The organism is Kitasatospora sp. NBC_01287, assembly GCF_026340565.1.
Taxonomy (GTDB): domain Bacteria; phylum Actinomycetota; class Actinomycetes; order Streptomycetales; family Streptomycetaceae; genus Kitasatospora.
Genome location: NZ_JAPEPB010000001.1, coordinates 6,766,723 through 6,781,195, shown reverse-complemented (window position 1 = coordinate 6,781,195; position 14,473 = coordinate 6,766,723). Strand labels below are relative to the sequence as shown.

Below are 14,473 nucleotides of genomic sequence, written 5' to 3'. Positions count from 1 at the left end.
GCGCCGCCACTGTGCGGGTCCAGTTCGCGTTTCCATCGCAAACCGTAAGCTGGGCCGATGCTCGACGTCCGCCGCCTGCGGCTCCTGCGCGAACTGGCCCGCCGGGGCACCATCGCCGCCGTCGCGGAAGCGCTGGCCTTCAGCCCCTCCGCCGTCTCCCAGCAGCTCTCCGCCCTCGAACGCGAGGCCGGGGTGGCGCTGCTGGAGCGCACCGGCCGGCGGGTGGCGCTCACCCCGGCCGCGCACAACCTGGTCCGGCACGCCGAAGCCGTGCTGGCCCAGCTCGAAGCGGCCGCCGCCGAGCTGGCGCAGGCCCGGCACGGCCCGGCCGGACCGCTGCGGATCGGCACCTTCCCGTCCGCCGCCCAGGTGCTGATCCCACCCACTCTGGTGCTGCTCGCCGAGCGCTGGCCGGAGCTGGAGCCGATGGTGGCCGAGATCGACCCGGCGGGTGTGGCCGACCTGCTGCGGGCCGGCGAACTGGACGTCGCCCTGGTGCACGACTACGACTTCGTCCCCGGCCCGGTCGAACCCGGCATCGACAGCGAACCGCTCTTCGCCGAGGCGATGTACCTGGCCGCGTCCGCGCCCGGACCCGGCACCCTGACCGCCCACGCCGCCGACCCCTGGATCCTGGCCACCCACGGCACCCGCTGCCACGCGATGACGATCCGCGCCTGCCAGGCGGCCGGCTTCACCCCCCGGATCCGGCACCGCGCCGACGACTTCGCCACCGTGCTCGCCCTGGTCGCCGCGGGCCAGGGCACCGCGCTGGTCCCCGAGCTGGGACTGCTCGATCCGCCCGCCGCCGTCCACCTGCACCGACTGCCGATGTCCCGTCGAACGGCCGTCAGTTACCGCCAGGGCGCGGGCGCCCACCCGGCGATCGCCGCCTTCGGCAGCGCGGTCCGCGACGCCCTGCCGAGCAGGCTGCGGAGTTGATACGGGCTCAGGTCAACATCAGGTCAAGGTGCTGTTCGCGTAACAGTTATGATCAAAGCCTTTTCGCCGCCTCCTTTTCGCGTATAGAACATCTGAGGGTAAGTCCCCACGAGATGAGCGAGCTGGACTATGAGCAACAACCAACCGCCTGGCTACGGCTACCCGTCGGACCCGCAGAACCCGTACGGCCAGCAGCCGCAGAGCCCGTACGGCCAGCAGCCGCAGGACCCCTACGGCCAGCAGCCGCCCACCGACCAGCAGGCCTACGGCTACCCGCAGGGTGCCCCCGGCCAGCCTCCGGGCTACGGCCAGCAGGCGAACTACGGCCAGCCCGGCCAGCAGTCCACCGGCTGGCTCGGCCAGCCGAACCCCTACGGCCCCCCGGCCCCCGGCACCCGTCAGCTGGCGTCGGCCGGCGACCGGTTCCTGGCCCGGCTGATCGACCTCGCGGTGCTGATCATCCCGTTCATCCTGATCCAGTTCCTGGTCGCCATCGCCGCGGGCGAGATCATCGCCACGGTCGTCGGCGGGATCCTCGTCTTCGGCTACGAAGGCGCCATGCTGCTCACCCAGAACCAGCAGACCATCGGCAAGAAGGCGATGAAGCTCCGCGTCGTCTCCCTGGCCCACGGCGGCCGCCCCACCGACAACGAGCTCTGGACCCGCGCCGCGGTCTACGGCCTGCCCGGCGCGGTCTACTGCGTCGGCTCGCTGTTCTCCCTGGTCAACGTGCTCTGGCTGCTCTGGGACAAGCCGTACCAGCAGTGCCTGCACGACAAGGCGGCCAAGACCGTGGTGGTCAAGGAAGGCTGAGCGCCCCCGCACCGAGTACCCCCGCACTGAGCACTCCCCCGCGTCGGCCGGTCCCACCAAGGGCCCGGCCGTCGCGGCGTTCCCGGCCGACGCGCGGCATTTCCCGGCCGGCCCGGACCTGCTCAGGCCGGGTAGCGGATCAGCTCGCCCGTGACCAGCTCGAACCCGAACGGCTCCGGCACCGGTACGAGGTCACCGAAGACCCCGGTCCACTGCCTGCGGTAGCGGCCACCGGCGGGCTCGGAGAAGAGCGTGACCGCGCCCCGGCGCGGATCGATCAGCAGGTAGACGGGGATGCCCATCAGCGGATAGTCGCGGACCTTGCCGACCAGGTCGTTCTCCGGGTTCGACGGCGAGACGATCTCCACCGCGATCGCGGCCGCCTCCGCCGGGACCTCGGTGCCCCCCAGCTCGACCACCGCGAACGGGATGTAGGTCAGATCCGGGTTGCGGAGCTTGCCGGTGTGCGGCGATGCCAGGTCGGTGTTCTCGCTCGGCATCAGGTCGCGCGGGCGGTGCGCGTCGAACTGCTCGCGCACGACCAGCAGGTTGCGCTGGTGGATCACCGACGGTCCGGCCATCATGATGACCTCGTCGCCGGACACCTCGATCTTCCAGCCCGACGGCGGGTTCAGGCCCTGCGCGTACTCCAGCAGCTGGGCGTGGCGCTCGGGGATCCTCGGCTCGGGCATGCCCCCATCCTTCCACCACCGCGCCGGCCGTCGCGGCGTTCCCGGCCGGCCCGGGGACGACGCACCGCACCCCCGGCCGGCCGGATCCGACCTCGGCGCGACGATCCGCCCGCTGAGCTGGGGCGGGGTGTCCCAGCCCTCCCACGGGTGTCTCCAGTGCGGCGTGGTTCCCTCCGCCGCACGATTAGGGTGGGTATCCCCCGGCGGTGAATGAGGAGACCCACCTGTGCCTGACGGCTTTGTGCACCTGCACGTTCACACTGAGTTCTCGATGCTCGACGGGGCCGCGAAGAACAGCAAGTTGTTCGCCGAGGTCGAGCGGCAGGGCATGCCGGCCATCGCCATGAGTGACCACGGCAACATGTTCGGCGCCTACGAGTTCTTCCAGAAGTCGAAGGGCAGCCCGGTCAAGCCGATCATCGGCATCGAGGCCTACCTCGCGCCGGAGTCGCGGTTCCACAAGAAGCAGGTGTTCTGGTCCCCGGGCGGCAAGCGGCCCGCCAACACGGACGGCGAGGGTGGCAAGGACGTCTCCGGCGGCGGCCGGTTCACCCACATGACGATGTGGGCGGAGAACGCCGACGGTCTGCGCAGCCTCTTCAAGCTCTCCTCCCTCGCGTCGATGGAGGGCTACTACACCAAGCCCCGGATGGACCGCGAGCTGCTGGCCCAGCACGCCAAGGGCATCATCGCGACCACCGGCTGCCCCTCGGGCGAGGTGCAGACCCGGCTGCGGCTGGGCCAGTACGAGGAGGCGATCGAGGCCGCCTCCACCTACCGGGACATCTTCGGCAAGGAGAACTTCTTCCTGGAGCTGATGGACCACGGCCTGGGCATCGAGCGCGACATCCGCGCCGACCTGATGCGCCTGGGCAAGCAGCTCGGCCTGCCGCTGCTGGCCACCAACGACTCGCACTACGTCACCGAGGACCAGGCCGACGCGCACGACAACCTGCTCTGCGTGGGCACCGGCAAGAACAAGGACGACCCGAACCGGCTGAAGTTCGGCGGCTCCGGCTACTACATCAAGACGCCGGCCGAGATGCGCGAGCTCTTCAGCGAGCTGCCGGAGGCCTGCGACAACACGCTGCTGATCGCCGACCGGATCCAGCCGTACGGCGAGGTCTTCGACTACGTCGACCGGATGCCGCAGTTCGACGTGCCCGAGGGCGAGACCCAGGCCTCCTTCCTGCGCCAGAAGATCCAGGCCGGGCTCCAGAGGCGCTACGGCGACAACCCGAGCCAGGAGGTGCTGGACCGGATCGAGCTGGAGATGGGCGTCATCACCCCGATGGGGTTCGACGCCTACTTCCTCGTGGTCGCCGACATCTGCCAGTACGGCCGCGACAACGGCATCCCGGTCGGCCCGGGCCGTGGCTCGGCGGCCGGCTCGATGGTCTCCTACCTGACCGGCATCACCCAGTTGGACCCGCTGGAGCACGACCTCCTCTTCGAGCGGTTCCTGAACCCCGAGCGCATCAACCCCCCGGACGTCGACATCGACTTCGACGACCGCCAGCGCGACCAGATGGTGCGCTACGTCACCGAGAAGTACGGCGAGGCGTACACCGCGCAGGTGAACACCTTCGGCACCATCAAGGCCAAGGCCGCCGTCAAGGACTCCAGCCGGATCCTCGGCTACCCCTTCGCGATGGGCGACCGGATCACCAAGGCGATGCCGCCGGACGTGATGGGCAAGGGCGTGCCGCTGGCGGACCTCTTCAACGACAAGCACCCTCGCTACAACGAGGGCACCGAGATCCGCACGATGTACGCCAACGAGCCGGACGTCAAGAAGATCATCGACACCGGCATCGGCATCGAGGGCCTGATCCGCGGCACCGGCGTGCACGCCGCGGCCGTCATCCTCTCCTCCACCCCGCTGCTCGACCTGATCCCGCTGCACAAGCGGGACAAGGACGGCGTGATCATCACCGGCTTCGACTACCCGTCGTGCGAAGCCATGGGCCTGATCAAGATGGACTTCCTGGGTCTGCGCAACCTGGGCATCATCGACCACTGCATCAAGATCGTGAAGGCCAACCGGGGCGTCGACGTCGACATCGAGAACATCCCGATCGACGACCCGACCACCTACGAGCTGCTCGCCCGCGGTGACACGCTCGGCGTCTTCCAGCTCGACGGCGGCCCCATGCGCGCGCTGCTGAAGCTGATGAAGCCCACCGAGTTCGCCGACATCTCCGCCGTCTCGGCGCTGTACCGGCCCGGCCCGATGGGCATGAACTCGCACACCAACTACGCGCTGCGCAAGAACGCCCAGCAGGAGATCATCCCGATCCACCCGGAGCTGGAGGAGCCGCTCAAGGAGGTCCTCGGCCCCACCTACGGCCTGATCGTCTACCAGGAGCAGGTGCAGCGAGCCGCCCAGGTGCTGGCCGGCTACAGCCTCGGACAGGCCGACCTGCTCCGCCGGGCGATGGGCAAGAAGAAGAAGGAGGTGCTGGAGAAGGAGTTCGTCCCCTTCCACGCGGGCTGCAAGGAGCGCGGCTACTCCGACGAGGCGATCCAGGCGGTCTGGGACGTGCTGGTCCCGTTCGCCGGCTACGCGTTCAACAAATCGCACTCCGCCGCGTACGGCCTCGTCTCCTACCAGACCGCCTTCCTCAAGGCGAACTACCCCGCCGAGTACATGGCCGCCCTGCTCACCTCGGTCGCGGACGACAAGGACAAGATGGCCGTCTACCTGGCCGAGTGCCGGTCGATGGGCATCAAGATCCTCTCCCCCGACGTGAACGAGTCGGTGGTCGACTTCACCGCCGTCGGCACCGACGTCCGGTTCGGCCTCAAGGCCGTGCGCAACGTCGGCGTCCCGGTGATCGAGTCGATGATCAAGACCCGCAAGGAGAAGGGCAAGTACAGCTCCTTCGCGGACTTCCTGGACAAGGTCGAGCTGGTCGCCTGCAACAAGCGGACCATCGACTCGCTGATCAAGGCGGGCGCGTTCGACTCCCTCAACCACACCCGCCAGTCCCTGGTCGCCGTGCACGAGCAGGCGGTCGACGCCGTCACCGGGGTGAAGAAGCAGCAGGCGATCGGGCAGGACGACCTGTTCGGCGCGCTGGACACCGGGGAGGACACCCCGACCATCGGCCTGGACTTCGAGCTCTCCGACCGGGAGTGGCCGCGCCGCCAACTGCTCAGCCTGGAGCGGGAGATGCTCGGGCTCTACGTCTCCAGCCACCCGCTGGACGGCGCCGAGCACATCCTGGCCCGCAACCGGGACGTGTCGATCGCCGAGCTCATGGGCTCCGGCCGCACCGAGGGCGAGGTCCGGCTCTCCGGGCTGATCACCGGGGTGGACCGGCGGATCAACAAGGCCGGCAACGCCTGGGCGATCATCACCCTGGCGGACCGCGACGGCTCGGTGGAGGTGCTCTTCTTCCCGGCCACCTACAATCTGATGGCCGATCAGATGATCGACGACAACGTCATCTCGGTCCGCGGCCGGCTCAACGAGCGGGACGGCGCGCTGAGCATCTTCGGCCAGGAGATCACCAGCCTGGACATCTCCGCCGCCGAGCACGGCGGCAAGCCCCCGGTGCAGCTCACCGTGCCCTACCCGAAGGTGACCGCCGCCATGGTGCGCGAGCTCAAGCTCACGCTCCAGGCGCACCCCGGCGACGTGCCGGTGCGGCTGCTGACCACCAGCCGGCAGCGGGACGTGCTCTACGAGCTGGGCTTCCTGGTGAACCCGGACACCGCCTTCGCCAGCGAGGTGAAGACGCTGCTCGGCCCCTCCGCCTGGAGCGCCTGAGCACCGGGCGGGCCCGGCCCGCTCCGGCCCGGCCCCGGTCCTGACGGGCAGTCGGTGGACTCCGTTCCCCGGCTGCCCGTCGGCGCGCTACTCTCGGCGCGCGCGCGAAACCGTGGATCGACCGCGGCGCGCGCACCCGGAGGGGGAGACGATGAGCTACGCGCCGCCCGTCGGAGGCTTTCCGACCCCGCAGCCGGCGCCGGCCGCACCGCGTGCCGCGGCGCTGCCCGGGCTCGCGGCACTGCTGATCCTGGTGCTGCTGCTGGATCTGGCGATCCTGGCCTTCGACCTGAACCGGGCGGGCACGGGGTACCTGTCGACCGCGTTCGGGATCAACTACGACCACTTCGTCGCGGGCGCCCCGATCGGCTACAGCTCCGGCAACGCCGCCTCCGACCTCGCGCTGATCGTCCTGATCGTCGGCGCCTTCAGCGGCGGCGGCTGGGTGCGCCCGGCCGGCGCCACCCTGCTGCTGGTGAACGCCTACGGCTGCCTGATGGACGCGGTCGCGCAGCTCACCGGGAACAGCACGGCCCGCGACGCCTTCGCCTCGCCGGTGCAGCCGAACCTGCTGCTCAACCTGGACGTCATCGCCCAGGCCGTGCTCGCCCTGGTCTTCGGGCTGATCGTGGCCGCCACCATGAGGCGGGGCGGCTCGACCGGCGCGCCCGCCCCGCTCGGCTACGCTCCGCCGTTCGCCCCGCAGCCGTTCACCCAGCAGCCGTTCACCCCGCCGCAGCCCGGCACGCCCGCCCAGGGCTACGGCGCCCCCGTCCCGCCGCAGCCCGGCACGCCACAGCCCGCACCCGGCTACACGCCACCGGTGCAGCCCCCCACCGCACCGCCCGTGTACGGCTACCCGCCGCACCCGCAGGACGCGCCTCCGGCGCCGCCCACGGCCTGAGCGGCCGTCAGCCGAGCGCGGCGTCCAGCTCCGCCAGGAAGCCGAGCGCGGCGGCCCAGGCCGCCTCGCTCGCCTCCTCGTCGTAGTCCGGCAGCGCGGGGTCGGTGAAGAGGTGCCCGGCGCCCCGGTAGCGGTGCACCTCGACCTCCGCGCCGGCCTTGCGCATCCGCAGGTACCAGGCGTTCAGCCAGTCCTCGGTCTCGAACGGGTCGGGCTCGGCCACGTGCAGCTGCACCGGGACCTCGGTCACCGCCTCGTCCCGCACGTCCGAGGTCCCGTGCAGGAGCAGCAGCCCCAGCGCCCGCTCATCGGCCAGCGCCAGGTTCTGCGCGAGCGCGCCGCCGAGCGAGAGGCCGGCATAGACCAGCCGGGTGCCCGGGGTGAGCAGCGGGGCCGCCGCGCCGACCGCCCGGCGCAGCAGCTCGTCGGTGCCGATCTCCTCGCGGTGGGCCATGCCCGCCTCCAGGTCGTCGAAGACCTGCCCGTCGTAGAGGTCGGGCGTGTGCACCGTGTGCCCGGCCGCCCGCAGCCGCTCGGCGGCGTCGTGCACGGCGGGGCGCAGCCCGTAGGCGGAGTGGAGGAGCAGGATCTGGGCCACGGCGGGACTCCATCAGCAGACGTCGGTAACCGTCCCATCCTGCCTCATGCCCGCGGCCGGCTCGCGAGGTCAGCGGCCCAAGAGCCCAGCAGCCCAGCAGCCCAGCAGCCCAGCAGCTGAGCGGGCTCAGCGGCTCAGCGGTCAGCGGCTCAGCGGCTCAGCGGCTCAGCGGCTCAGCGGTCAGCGGCTCAGCGGCTCAGCGGTCAGCGGCTCAGGAGACGATGTCCTTGCGCGCGAAGCCGCGGAACGCCAGCGCCACCAGGATCACCGCGTAGGAGATGGACAGCGAGGCCCCCTGCAACATCCCGCCCCACTCCAGCCGGGGCTGCAGCGCGTCCGCCCAGGCGTACTGCCAGTGCGCGGGCAGCCACTCGCGCAGGCCGCCCAGCGCCGTGATGGCGTCCAGCACACCGGTGATGATGGCCAGGAAGACGGCGCCGCCGACCGCCCCGAGCGGGGCGTCGGTGGCGGTGGAGAGGTAGAAGGCGAGCGCGCCGATCACCAGCTCGGCGATGACCACGTAGCCGACCGCGATGGCCAGCCGGGGCAGCGCCTCGGCGGCGGGCAGGCTGCCGCCGGTGGGCAGCCGCAGGTCGCCCCAGCCGTACGCGGCGGTGCCCACGCCCAGGCCGACCAGCGGCAGCAGCACGATCGCGGCGGCCGAGAAGAGCAGCCCGACGGTGAGCTTGGCGGCCAGCAGCCGGGCCCGGGGCACCGGCGCGGCGAGCAGGTAGCGCAGCGAGGACCAGCCGGCCTCGGCGGCCACCGTGTCGCCGCAGAACAGCGCCACCGGGATGACCAGGATGAAGCCGGTGCCCATGAAGAGCAGGGTGGCCGCGAAGTTGGCCCCGGAGGCGGTGGCCAGGGTGACGAAGGTGGTCTGGTCGGGCCGGGTGGGCGTGCCGCCGATCTGGAAGGCGGCCAGCACGATGAACGGCAGCGCGACCAGCACCGCCGCGATCACCAGGGTGCGGCGGCGGCGCAGCTGGCGCAGCGCCTCCACCCGCAGCGGCAGGGTGTGCCGCGGGCGGTAGCCCGGGGCCCGGTCGGTGGCGGCCCGGGCGGCCGGGGAGCTGTCCGGGCTGCTCAGGTTGCTCACGTTGCTCACGCGGAGCCTCCGATCATCGACAGGAACGCGTCCTCCAGGCGGCGGTGCGGCCCGGCCCGCTCGACGGGCACGTCCAGCCGGACCAGCTCCGCCAGCAGCTGATGGGCCGTCAGGCCGTCCAGCCGGACCAGCAGGCCGTGTCCGGCCACCTCCACCGAGCCGACGCCGGGCAGCTCCGCCGCCTTCGCGGCGGCCGCCGCCAGCTCCTCGGGCCCGAAGTCGGCGGGGGTGCCGATCAGCAGCAGTTCACCCTCGCCGATGATCTCGGCCACCGCGCCGGCGCTGATCAGCCTGCCGCGGTCCATCACCACCAGGTGGGTGCAGCTCTGCTCGACCTCGGAGAGCAGGTGGCTGGAGACGATGACGGTGCGTCCGGCGGCCGCGTACCGGATCATCACCTCGCGCATCTCGCGGATCTGCGGCGGGTCCAGGCCGTTGGTCGGCTCGTCCAGGATCAGCAGGTCCGGCAGGCCGAGCATGGCCTGGGCGATCGCCAGCCGCTGGCGCATGCCCTGCGAGTAGGTGCGCACCGCGCGCTCCAACGCCTCGCCGAGGTCCGCGATCTCCAGCGCCTCGGCCAGGTGCGCGTCGGCGGCGGGGCGGCCGGTGGCCTGCCAGTACAGCTCCAGGTTGGCCCGGCCGCTCAGGTGCGGCAGGAACCCGGCCCCCTCGACGAAGGCCCCGACCCGGGAGAGCACCGGGGCACCGGGGCGCACCGGGTGGCCGAAGATCCGGATCTCGCCCTCGTCGGGACGGATCAGGCCCATCAGCATCCGCAGCGTGGTGGTCTTGCCGGCCCCGTTGGGTCCGAGCAGGCCCAGCACCTGGCCGGCCTCGACGGTGAAGCCGAGGTCGCGCACGGCGTAGCGGTCGACCGCGCCCTTGTAGCGCTTGCTCAGCCCGGTGATCCGCAGCGGGACGTCGGCCGACGCCGGGTCCGGCGGCGGCAGCGACCTGCGCCGACGAGCCGTCAGCAGCAGCACCGCGGCCGCGGCCAGCGCGAGGAGCGGCAGGATCCAGGTGCGCGCGGGCAGCGGGGTGGCCTCGGTGGTCAGCGAGCCGTCGGTGGGGACGGTCAGCGGGCTCGCCAGGCCCACCTGGTAGGTGGCGGGCTGGTTCGGCGAGGCGTAGGCCAGATCGGTGCTGGCGAACACCAGGCGCAGCCGGTGCCCGGCCGGGAAGTCGTAGTCGACGGCGGGCAGCCGCACGGTGACGGTGCGGCCCTCGGGCGCGTTGGCGCCGGTGACCCGCAACGGGGCCGCGAGCTGCTCGGGCAGCGTCTGCCTGCCGTCGGGGCCGACGTCGTAGAGCTTGCCGAAGAGCACCGCGTCGGGCTGGTCGGAGTGCACGGTCAGGCGCACGGTGGGGCTGCCGGTCAGCTGGACCCCGGAGCTCAGCGGCGCCGACTCGAAGGCCGCGTTCTGGCCGGGGAAGTCGATCGAGACGCCGACGCCCAGTTGGTTGGCCTGGGCGAGCGCGCCGAGCCCCGGCACGGTGGAGATCGCGGGCGGCGCGCCGCCGGGCGGGTTGGCGATGGTCTGCGGGCGGCTGCTCAACTGGACGGTGGTGTCGGCGGTGCCGCCCAGGCCCGGGTAGTTGGTGCCGTCGGCGCCGCGCAGCACGGCCTGGAAGCCGGTGGTGTCCAGCCCGCCGGTCCGGGTGATCCGGAAGACCGGACCGGTGCTGTTGTCCTGGTGCTTGAGGTAGTGGTCGAACCAGGCGATCACCCGGTCGTCCACCCGGTCGCTGGTCTCGGTGCCGCCGTCATGGCCGCCGTCGAACCAGTCGACCGAGACCGGCGCGCCGTTGGCGGCGATCGCCTTGGCCATCTCGTCGCCCTGGTCGAGCGGGAAGAGCGAGTCCTGCTGGCCCTGGACCACCAGGGTGGGCACCTTGATCTGCGACGCGTAGCTCGACGGGCTCGACTGCGCCAGCAGCGCGACCGCCGCGGCGTCCGGCCGCCCGGCCGCGGCGACCCGGTTGTACATCGCGCACAGCTCGGGGGTGAAGCGGCCGCAGCCGATCGGTCCGGTGGTGCTCGTGGAGGGAGCCGGCTTGCCGGTGGTGGAGGCGGTCAGGTCGCCGGCCGAGCCGTCGGTGAAGAAGATCCCGGCCCAGAGCTTCTTGAACACCCCGTCGGCCGGGGCGGACCCCTCGACGTTCTGCGGGAAGAGCGCCTGGGGCAGGTCCCACCAGGTGATCCGGGGCGCGATGGCCTTGATCCGCGGGTCCGCGGCGGCGGCCAGCAGCGAGATCGCCCCGCCGTAGGAGGCGCCGGTGATGCCGACCACCGGGTCGCCGGGCTTCTCCTTGAGCACCTCGGGGCGCTCGGTCAGCCAGTCGACCAGGTGCTTGACGTCCTGCACCTCACCGTCCGGCGAGTCCAGGCCGATCTGCCCGGTGGAGTGCCCGAAGCCCCGCGAGGACCAGGTCAGCACGGCGTAGCCGGCCCTGGCCAGCGTGCGGGCCTCGTCGGCTTCGTCGGTCTTGCTGCCGCCGAAGCCGTGGGCGAGCAGGACGGCCGGGCGCGGGCTGCTGCCGGTGGTGAAGAAGGAGGTGTCGATCGAGACCTGGGCGGTGCTGCCGGGCGCCTCGGGCATCGACAGGAACTGGTCCTGCTGCCGGACGGCCGCCGGAGTGTCCGCGATCGCGGTCACCGTGCCGAGGCCGGCCAGCACGAGCAGCGCCAGCACCCCCGCCAGCAACCGGCGGCGGGTCAGCCTGAGCTGGGGTGGGCGCCAACGCCGCCGAGGGCCAGGGAGGTTCATGGATGGCGATCCTATCCGCAGCGGCTGAGGACCGGCCGGGCGGGCGGGCTCGGCCCACCCGCCCGGCCCGGCGGCCACCGGGCGTCAGAGGTTGGTGAACTGCTCGCCCTTGGCGTCCTGCAGGATGTGGTCGACGCAGACCGCCAGGATGATCAGCAGATAGGCGTCCGGCTGGCTCATCACGTCCACCGCGTAGGCGTCCCGGATGGTGAACCAGCGCCGGGATATGTGCGCCAGCGTGGTGCCCTCGTCCCGGATGTCGAACTCGCGGTCCCAGAGGTTGCCGACGATCTTCAACCGCCGCCCGTCCCGCAGCTTGACCTTGAACCGGTCACCGAAGAGCTTGATGAACTTCTTGCTGATCTTGGCGATCACCTCGCCGTCGTGCTTGATCAGGATGGTGTGGTGGATCGTGAAGAACTTCTTGACGATCGAGGCCACCACCGTGCCCTCGGTGTCCACGAAGGCGAAGGTGCTGCGGAACCGGAACAGCTTCTTGTTGACCCGCCAGACCTTCTCGCGGTGCTCGGTCTCGATCCACGCCTCCTCGTGGAAGGCGAACATGCGGTCGCGCACCAGGTAGCGCATTGGGGTCCCCCGATCGGGTCAGTGCTGGGCCGCCCCAGAGCGTAGTGGGGCGGCCCGACCGACCGGCAGGGGGAGGTCCCTGGAAAGGCCCGGGGAAGGGGCCCAGGGGAAGGCTTCAGAAGACCTTGACCATGGTGCGGTGCGGGATACCGGCGTCGTCGTAGACCGGCCCCTCGGCGACGTAGCCCATGCGCTCGTAGAAGCCCATCGCCCTCACCTGGGCGTGCAGCTCGCACTCGGTGGCGCCCAGCTCGCGCCCGGCCCGCTCGACCGCGCCGACCAGTTCCGCGCCCAGCCCGGTGCCCCGGTTCTCCTTGCGGACGGCGAGGCGGCCGAGCAGCACCCGGCCCTCGACACCGGTCAGCGCCAGCGCCTGCTCACCGCTGATCAGCCGGGCGGTGCCCTGCGGGGCCCCCTCGGCGTCCAGCGCGACCAGGTGGGTGCAGGCGGCGTCCAGCTCGTCGTACTCCAGCTCGGCCGGGATCTCCTGCTCGACCACGAAGACCTCGTGCCGCACCTGCTTGGCGAGGAGGACCTCCTCGGGCGTGCGGGCGGTCCTGATCTCCATCAGCTCTCCGCCGAGATGATGTCCAACGCCTTGCTCAGGTCCTCGGGGTACTCGCTGTCGAACTGCACCCACGCGCCGTCCGAGGGGTGCTCGAAGCCCAACGAGACCGCGTGCAGCCACTGGCGGGTCAGGCCCAGCCGCTTGGAGAGGGTCGGGTCGGCCCCGTAGGTCAGGTCGCCCACGCAGGGGTGGCGCAGCGCCGACATGTGCACCCGGATCTGGTGGGTGCGGCCGGTCTCCAGCTTGATCGCCATCAGCGAGGCGGCCCGGTAGGCCTCGATCAGGTCGTAGTGGGTGATCGAGGGCTTGCCCTCCCGGGTCACCGCCCACTTCCAGTCCGAGCTGGGGTGCCGCCCGATCGGGGCGTCCACCGTGCCGCTCAGCGGGTCCGGGTGGCCCTGGACCAGCGTGTGGTAGCGCTTCTCGGTGATCCGGTCGTGGAACTGCCGCTTCAGGTCGGTGTAGGCGCGCTCGGACTTGGCGACCACCATCAGGCCCGAGGTGCCGACGTCCAGGCGGTGCACGACGCCCTGGCGCTCGGCGGCACCCGAGGTGGAGATCCGGTAGCCGGCGGCGGCCAGGTGGCCGATCACGGTCGGGCCGGTCCAGCCCGGGCTCGGGTGCGCGGCGACGCCGACCGGCTTGTCCACCAGCACGATGTCCTGGTCGTCGTGGACGATCCGCATGCCCTCGACGTGTTCGGCGACGATCTGCACCGGGGCGGCGGGGGCCGGGATCTCGACCTCCAACCAGGAGCCGGCGATCACCCGGTCGGACTTGCCGGCCGTCGCGCCGTCGATCCGGACCTTCCCCTCGGCGGCCAGTTCGGCGGCCTTGGTCCGCGAGAGGCCGAACATCCGGGCGAGGGCGGCGTCGAGACGCTCGCCCTCAAGGCCGTCCGGAACGGGAAGCGTGCGGATCTGCGCTGCGGTACTCACCCGTACGAGTATGCCGTAACCGGGCGCCGAGCTATTCGCCCTTGGCCGCGGACCCGTGGGTGGAGCCGTCCGGGTTGCTGCCGCGGAAGGAGAGCAGCACCACCAGGATGCCGCCGCAGACGATGGCGGAGTCGGCCAGGTTGAAGACCGCGAAGTGCTGCACCGAGATGAAGTCGACCACGTGTCCGCGCAGCACGCCGGGCGCGCGGAACAGCCGGTCGGTCAGGTTGCCGAGCGCGCCGCCGAGCAGCAGGCCCAGTGCGACCGCCCAGGGCAGGCTGTAGAGGCGGCGCGAGATCCGCCAGATCACCACGATCACGGCGGCCGCGATCAGGGTGAAGACCACGGTCATGGTCTGGCCCATGCCGAAGGCCGCGCCCGGGTTGCGGATCACCTGGAAGGTCACCACGTCACCGATCACCCGGATCGGGTTGCGGCCCTCCAGCCTGGCCACCACCAGCAGCTTGCTGCTCAGGTCGATCAGGTACGCCAGCGCCGCGATCGAGAAGAGCACCCCGAGCCGGCGGCGGCGCACCGCGGCGCGCTGCTCGGACAGCGCGGTGGCGCCGGCCGGCCGGGCCTCCGGCTCCGTCGCTCCGGCCGGCCGGGCCTCCGCGGCCGGGGCTTCCGGCAGCTGGGCCTGTGAGGGCTGGGCTTCCGAGGGCTCGGCAGGCCCGGTGGGCTCGTCCTGGGTCTGGGGGGAACCTGGCGTAGTGATGATCCGCTCCGCTGCCGAGAAGAAGGGGCCGATGTTACGGGGTCGAGCGTACGCCACGCGG

12 protein-coding genes are annotated in these 14,473 nt (G+C 71.7%); 4 read left to right on the top strand and 8 right to left on the bottom strand.

Going from position 1 to position 14,473, the window contains the following annotated elements:
* Positions 1–57 precede the first annotated feature (57 nt).
* Together OG455_RS29655 and OG455_RS29650 are read left to right on the top strand one after the other, a co-directional pair.
* Positions 58–942, top strand: a complete 885-nt coding sequence (locus tag OG455_RS29655) for a LysR family transcriptional regulator (RefSeq protein WP_266298934.1) — start codon at positions 58–60, stop codon at positions 940–942.
* A 129-nt stretch (positions 943–1,071) separates the two neighbouring features.
* A complete protein-coding gene (locus OG455_RS29650) occupies positions 1,072–1,755 on the top strand; it encodes an RDD family protein (RefSeq protein ID WP_266298932.1) in 684 nt (227 codons plus the stop codon).
* Between the two features lie 122 nt (positions 1,756–1,877).
* Here the strand turns inward: OG455_RS29650 and OG455_RS29645 are convergent, their stop codons facing one another.
* A complete protein-coding gene (locus OG455_RS29645; RefSeq protein WP_266298930.1) occupies positions 1,878–2,447 on the bottom strand; it encodes a Uma2 family endonuclease in 570 nt (189 codons plus the stop codon).
* Positions 2,448–2,673: 226 nt separating this feature from the next.
* On the opposite strand from OG455_RS29645, the gene dnaE reads away from it, so the two are divergent.
* Together dnaE and OG455_RS29635 are read left to right on the top strand one after the other, a co-directional pair.
* Positions 2,674–6,222, top strand: coding sequence for a DNA polymerase III subunit alpha (gene dnaE / locus OG455_RS29640; RefSeq protein WP_266298928.1), 3,549 nt, complete (start codon positions 2,674–2,676; stop codon positions 6,220–6,222).
* Between the two features lie 151 nt (positions 6,223–6,373).
* On the top strand, positions 6,374–7,126 hold the full coding sequence (locus OG455_RS29635; protein ID WP_266298926.1) for a hypothetical protein: 753 nt from the start codon (positions 6,374–6,376) through the stop codon (positions 7,124–7,126).
* A 7-nt stretch (positions 7,127–7,133) separates the two neighbouring features.
* Here OG455_RS29635 and OG455_RS29630 read toward each other — a convergent pair whose 3' ends face one another.
* The 7 genes from OG455_RS29630 to lspA form a co-directional block, all read right to left on the bottom strand.
* Positions 7,134–7,724, bottom strand: a complete 591-nt coding sequence (locus tag OG455_RS29630; RefSeq protein ID WP_266298924.1) for a dienelactone hydrolase family protein — start codon at positions 7,722–7,724, stop codon at positions 7,134–7,136.
* Positions 7,725–7,935: 211 nt separating this feature from the next.
* Positions 7,936–8,823 carry an ABC transporter permease gene (locus tag OG455_RS29625; RefSeq protein ID WP_266301003.1) on the bottom strand — a complete coding sequence of 296 codons (888 nt, stop codon included), beginning with the start codon at positions 8,821–8,823 and terminating at the stop codon, positions 7,936–7,938.
* Between the two features lie 5 nt (positions 8,824–8,828).
* On the bottom strand, positions 8,829–11,600 hold the full coding sequence (locus tag OG455_RS29620) for an alpha/beta fold hydrolase (RefSeq protein WP_266298922.1): 2,772 nt from the start codon (positions 11,598–11,600) through the stop codon (positions 8,829–8,831).
* A gap of 84 nt (positions 11,601–11,684) precedes the next feature.
* On the bottom strand, positions 11,685–12,188 hold the full coding sequence (locus OG455_RS29615) for an LURP-one-related/scramblase family protein (RefSeq protein WP_266298920.1): 504 nt from the start codon (positions 12,186–12,188) through the stop codon (positions 11,685–11,687).
* 115 nt (positions 12,189–12,303) lie between these two features.
* Positions 12,304–12,756: a GNAT family N-acetyltransferase gene (locus OG455_RS29610; protein WP_266298918.1), complete on the bottom strand. Its 453-nt coding sequence runs from the start codon at positions 12,754–12,756 to the stop codon at positions 12,304–12,306.
* On the bottom strand, positions 12,756–13,694 hold the full coding sequence (locus tag OG455_RS29605; RefSeq protein WP_266298916.1) for an RluA family pseudouridine synthase: 939 nt from the start codon (positions 13,692–13,694) through the stop codon (positions 12,756–12,758). The genes OG455_RS29610 and OG455_RS29605 overlap by 1 nt, the downstream gene beginning before the upstream one ends.
* Before the next feature lie 31 nt (positions 13,695–13,725).
* Positions 13,726–14,469 (bottom strand): signal peptidase II, encoded by a 744-nt coding sequence (gene lspA, locus OG455_RS29600; RefSeq protein ID WP_266298914.1) that lies wholly within the window; start codon positions 14,467–14,469, stop codon positions 13,726–13,728.
* Positions 14,470–14,473 lie beyond the last annotated feature (4 nt).

What these genes read in the sequence shown, in the direction of transcription:
- OG455_RS29615 (WP_266298920.1), bottom strand. Translation starts at nt 12,188, where the DNA reads ATGCGCTACCTGGTGCGCGACCGCATGTTCGCCTTCCACGAGGAGGCG.
- OG455_RS29620 (WP_266298922.1), bottom strand. Translation starts at nt 11,600, where the DNA reads ATGAACCTCCCTGGCCCTCGGCGGCGTTGGCGCCCACCCCAGCTCAGG.
- OG455_RS29650 (WP_266298932.1), top strand. Translation starts at nt 1,072, where the DNA reads ATGAGCAACAACCAACCGCCTGGCTACGGCTACCCGTCGGACCCGCAG.
- OG455_RS29645 (WP_266298930.1), bottom strand. Translation starts at nt 2,447, where the DNA reads ATGCCCGAGCCGAGGATCCCCGAGCGCCACGCCCAGCTGCTGGAGTAC.
- OG455_RS29610 (WP_266298918.1), bottom strand. Translation starts at nt 12,756, where the DNA reads ATGGAGATCAGGACCGCCCGCACGCCCGAGGAGGTCCTCCTCGCCAAG.
- OG455_RS29635 (WP_266298926.1), top strand. Translation starts at nt 6,374, where the DNA reads ATGAGCTACGCGCCGCCCGTCGGAGGCTTTCCGACCCCGCAGCCGGCG.
- OG455_RS29655 (WP_266298934.1), top strand. Translation starts at nt 58, where the DNA reads ATGCTCGACGTCCGCCGCCTGCGGCTCCTGCGCGAACTGGCCCGCCGG.